The sequence below is a fragment of the Faecalitalea cylindroides ATCC 27803 genome (genome assembly GCF_000469305.1).
Taxonomy (GTDB): domain Bacteria; phylum Bacillota_I; class Bacilli_A; order Erysipelotrichales; family Erysipelotrichaceae; genus Faecalitalea; species Faecalitalea cylindroides.
In genome coordinates this window covers 4,489-7,136 of sequence record NZ_KI270998.1, presented here as the reverse complement: position 1 = coordinate 7,136, position 2,648 = coordinate 4,489, and the positions used below count along the sequence as shown (strand labels likewise).

Genomic DNA, 2,648 nt, shown 5'->3' with positions numbered 1-2,648 from the left:
TTAGCGACATCCTTTACTGAATACTTCGTAGTAACCTACATTGTAATTGTTGTCTACTTTTTAACAGATAATTCCATCTATATTCTCTTGCATACATTGATGTTAGTGTTCATGTATTGTGAACACTTTTTATTTGTTTTATTTTATAGTTTCAAAGCATTAGGTACATATTTTTGTATATCAAGAATTATTATATTTAATTGATATTTGTGTTCAACTAATATTTGTGATGTTATACTTCTTATAGTAATGGAGTCAACACAATGAAAGATATAGAAGAAGGAAAAATATATTTCACAAAAGTACAATTTGATTCATGGTTATGGCGAGAATTTGAAGGCGAAGAGAGAACTCTTTTATTAGACTTAGTTAATAAAGAATTAGGTTATCAAGTATTCAAAACATTCGATAAAACTAGTGCAATTATCGATAGTTATCCTGCATTAGAAGAATTCATATTTCCTGATGGAACAAAAATACAATATTATCCAAGTGGTCCTCATTCTTCAGGAGTGTATATGAAAAACGAAAAGACTAATTTTAAACCCATCTTTTTACATGAACTGCCTATAGGGAAGAAATTAATTTTTTCTTATGGAACTGAATTAACTGAATATGAAATTTCTTTATTAAAGCCTTATTGTGATACTAATGAGTTTGAAAAGTATCGGAATAGGAAAATGAAACCTGATGAGGAAGGATGCATAGGTTACAGAGATGAAATAAATATGGAATTTTGTGGAATATCAAACTCTCATCTTCCAATAATTAAGTTACCAATGGATTACTATTACGACGAAAAACATATTTGGCCTTCAGAGAAATTATATCGATATGTTTGTGAAAACATAATTTCTAAAAATAAAATATTGAGGAAATATATTAAATAAAGTGTGTCTAGACACGTTTTTTTGAATAGATATCTTGTATAGATGATATGAAAAACTGTCGATAAATAAATTTAGCGTTGGATTGCACCAACGCTTTTTTTAAAGGTTCAAATTTAGATTAGTTTTCAATTAAGTCGAATAATTCGTTTACATACTCCGGAACGATTTTTCTGTTCGCTTTAATAAATTCGTTCAAAACATCTGGAGATATATATTTACAACGACTTGAATAATCAGATGAGGCAACTTCATTGTTTTCTTTTTCAGCATAATAATATAGTTTACTATCTGTTTCTTTTTCTAGGATATCCTTAAATACATCAATACTAATTGTAGCACCACCCGTTTTTACCTGAGTGTATACTTTTTCGTGTGGTTCATCTTTATTAACAGCTACGTATTCATAAGTTTGTGTAGACAGTTTATTGGTTCCGGAAAAAATATAATATCCGTGTGTTTGTAAATACAATCCTAATATTTCTTCAATCGTTTCAGATTGTAATAACTTTACAGGATTAATTAATTTATTGCTAGGTAATTCATATGCCCAATGTTCCTCATTGTATTTGTTGTATAGAAGTTTGGAAATAAGTTCAATTTCGTTGTCTTCAGTGTTTGAATGAATTCTTTGAATAGCAGCTCGAGCAATAAAGCTGTTTCGAATCTTTGCAGCAATTTTTTCCAAAGTTCCTATTCTTGTAATGCATACATCTACAACACAGACTAAATCATGTTCTTTATCGTATTCTATTTTAGCTTTGCCCTTAGCTCGGCATAGATAGTAAGTTCCATGGTTTCGTATCCATATTAAGTCGTCTTTTTTAATTTTATCCATGTTGTTAGCCGCATTGATGAAGGAACGATTATTATATTTCTTTTCTCCCTCTTTTACCCATTCTTCGACGCTGTTAACAGGTTCATCAACGGGCCATCCTACTCCGATTATGTTTTTTTCTAAACAGTGCTCGAACAGTTCGTCTGGGTCAACATAGTTTTCTGCACTTCCTGTTTTTAAATTTAATCTAAATACGTTGTTTGTTTCCATCTTGCTTCTCCTTTAATAATTGTCATAGTCGCATTCCCAGTCAAAGATGAGTTCATCTCTATCAAATGTACTGGCAGCTGTTTCATGTGTTGTCACAAAGTAATCGCCATCTCGATGTAATTCATGGATTTTTAATATTTCAGATACCAGTTCTCCATCCACCACTTCCTCGTAAAGATGTGGATAATAAATATCATAATCGACTACGGCGTTATCTTCTATGATGGTCGTACATGGATGATTTATACATAGATTATAAACAGAGTCCATGATAAACAATTCTACGGTCCACCTGTCCTTAAATTCCTGAATGGTCCATTGTTTTGTTTCATAATTCTCATAGAAAACCAGTATTCCCGCATAATCAATTTCTTCATTTTGATAAGGATGTAGATTATCTTCATCTGCAAAATTCCCAGTCATGACTATTGGATTACGGGAAACACCTTGATATCCGTGCAGTAGTTTATGATATACATCGTGATAGGGTGCACTGTTACTTAAATCTGAATATACTTCACTAATCAGTAGAAATAGATTTGAGATTTTGATTTTCATAATGAATTCTCTCTTATCTTTATTCTAGTACATATATAACAAAAAATTAATTCATAAATTAAAATATCTGTAAGGGATTCTATCGAAGATAATCTTTTCATAAATAGTTGATTACTTTTCCTTGTTTCTATACTGAAAACAAAGGGGTATAGAGG

At 30.7% G+C, this 2,648-nt stretch carries 3 protein-coding genes; 1 reads left to right on the top strand and 2 read right to left on the bottom strand.

Annotated elements, in window-relative coordinates; all coding sequences use genetic code 11:
- The first annotated feature begins 263 nt into the window (after positions 1-263).
- Positions 264-890, top strand: coding sequence for a hypothetical protein (locus tag HMPREF0367_RS05210; protein WP_035401907.1), 627 nt, complete (start codon positions 264-266; stop codon positions 888-890).
- Positions 891-1,008: 118 nt separating this feature from the next.
- On the opposite strand, the gene HMPREF0367_RS05205 is transcribed toward HMPREF0367_RS05210, so the two are convergent.
- On the bottom strand, positions 1,009-1,935 hold the full coding sequence (locus HMPREF0367_RS05205) for a hypothetical protein (RefSeq protein ID WP_035401904.1): 927 nt from the start codon (positions 1,933-1,935) through the stop codon (positions 1,009-1,011).
- A 12-nt stretch (positions 1,936-1,947) separates the two neighbouring features.
- Positions 1,948-2,493, bottom strand: coding sequence for a hypothetical protein (locus HMPREF0367_RS05200; protein ID WP_035401901.1), 546 nt, complete (start codon positions 2,491-2,493; stop codon positions 1,948-1,950).
- Positions 2,494-2,648: the final 155 nt, after the last annotated feature.

Bases quoted from the DNA above. Each gene is read 5' to 3' on its own strand.
- HMPREF0367_RS05210 (WP_035401907.1), top strand. From the start codon at position 264: ATGAAAGATATAGAAGAAGGAAAAATATATTTCACAAAAGTACAATTT.
- HMPREF0367_RS05205 (WP_035401904.1), bottom strand. From the start codon at position 1,935: ATGGAAACAAACAACGTATTTAGATTAAATTTAAAAACAGGAAGTGCA.
- HMPREF0367_RS05200 (WP_035401901.1), bottom strand. From the start codon at position 2,493: ATGAAAATCAAAATCTCAAATCTATTTCTACTGATTAGTGAAGTATAT.